A 1,374-nucleotide genomic window follows, 5' to 3' on the forward strand; every position below is an offset into this window, starting at 1 on the left:
ACCTCAAAAGGCAACTTCACATCAACACTGGCTTCATCGTTTCGAGCAATGTAATCATCAACAATGTGATAAAGCAGCTCGGTTTCTTCACTATTGAATTGAGTGCCGGTGCCGCCAATTTTTCGAGCTGCCAATGATTCGCGGATGTCTTTGGCTAATTCAAGATTGATCAAGCTACACCTCCAAATAAGTCATATTGTTGAGCAGCTGGATTTATCCATAAACATTCAATGCGTGTATCAGTACCGCGACCAGATGAAATACGAGCCTTGGTGTCAACGCGCTTCCAGTCTTTTAATACGCCGTCATATAGTTCACTTTGGTAACCAGAAAGCATCACCATTCCTTCTAGCTCGAGTAAATTGTTCAATAGATCCAGGTGATCTTTATCATTCATTTCATGGCGATAAATACGACCAGTTTTAGCGCCTGAATAGCGTGTGTCATGGACATAAGGTGGATCTACATAATGCAAAGTGGTTAATGCATCATGGTCCTTAAGAACCTGAATAGCAGGGCGGTTTTCAATTAAAACACCACTCAAGCGCTGGCCAATAAAACCCAAGTGTTCCGGGTAGTTAGCCCATAATGATTGAGCTGTACCATATTGACGTTTGGTATCGATGCGAAAACCGGTAATACCTTTTGTTGCACCTGCAGAACCAAAACCCATTTGTGCCCGAATGATTGTTCGTCTTGCTTGTTCCACTTCAGTTGTGGCTACACTCCAAGCATTTTCAAATTCTTCGCGGCTATAAGGCGTTAAGACAAGTTGTTCAATTAACTGGTCTCGTTGCTCTGAATCTCGCAGAACCTTAAATAGATTTACAATATCGCCATCGAGGTCGTTATAAACTTCAGCGTACGCTCTTGGCTTCTGTAGCAGAACTCCAGCTGCTCCGCCAAATGCCTCGGTATAGCAAATATGATTTGGCATTTGAGCAATAACCCAGTGAGCTAAACGAAATTTTCCACCGTGGTACCGGATCAATGGATGATTCATCCCTTTTGCTCCTGTGCTTCGATCACTGTTTTCACAACATTAGTTATTGCTGTTAATTCACGTTTCACCGAATCCATGTATGGATTTCCGCGAGTGATTGGCTCAATTATTGAAACAGAACCAATGATTTGCATGAGTTTTGCTTTTTCAATCAAAACAAGATCGGAATCATCGTAGTCAATTGCATTTTGGAATGGGAAATTGCAATTAGAGTGTTCTCCAAAATCTACGCCATAAAGCACCTGCAACTTATCTTTCAACTCCTCTGCTTGACTTTCCATGTGGTCGCGCTGGTCTATCAACTCCAACATTTCCTGATCACGGTCAGACGCCTTAACCAAAACAAACCCTTCCGGCACCGCTTGGGCTTA

The 1,374-nt window shown here is 42.6% G+C and carries 2 protein-coding genes; both read right to left on the reverse strand.

Annotated features, from left to right (window positions below):
- Nucleotides 1-169: 169 nt before the first annotated feature.
- A complete protein-coding gene (locus tag B2Y23_RS06390; protein WP_291369723.1) occupies nucleotides 170-1,003 on the reverse strand; it encodes a DNA adenine methylase in 834 nt (277 codons plus the stop codon).
- Nucleotides 1,000-1,284 (reverse strand): hypothetical protein, encoded by a 285-nt coding sequence (locus B2Y23_RS06395; protein WP_291369725.1) that lies wholly within the window; start codon nucleotides 1,282-1,284, stop codon nucleotides 1,000-1,002. The genes B2Y23_RS06390 and B2Y23_RS06395 overlap by 4 nt, the downstream gene beginning before the upstream one ends.
- Between the last annotated feature and the right edge of the window lie 90 nt (nucleotides 1,285-1,374).

Source organism: Acinetobacter sp. UBA5934 (genome assembly GCF_002430855.1).
In the GTDB taxonomy this organism is placed as follows: Bacteria; Pseudomonadota; Gammaproteobacteria; order Pseudomonadales; family Moraxellaceae; genus Acinetobacter.

Bases quoted from the DNA above. Each gene is read 5' to 3' on its own strand.
- B2Y23_RS06390 (WP_291369723.1), bottom strand. From the start codon at position 1,003: ATGAATCATCCATTGATCCGGTACCACGGTGGAAAATTTCGTTTAGCT.
- B2Y23_RS06395 (WP_291369725.1), bottom strand. From the start codon at position 1,284: ATGGAAAGTCAAGCAGAGGAGTTGAAAGATAAGTTGCAGGTGCTTTAT.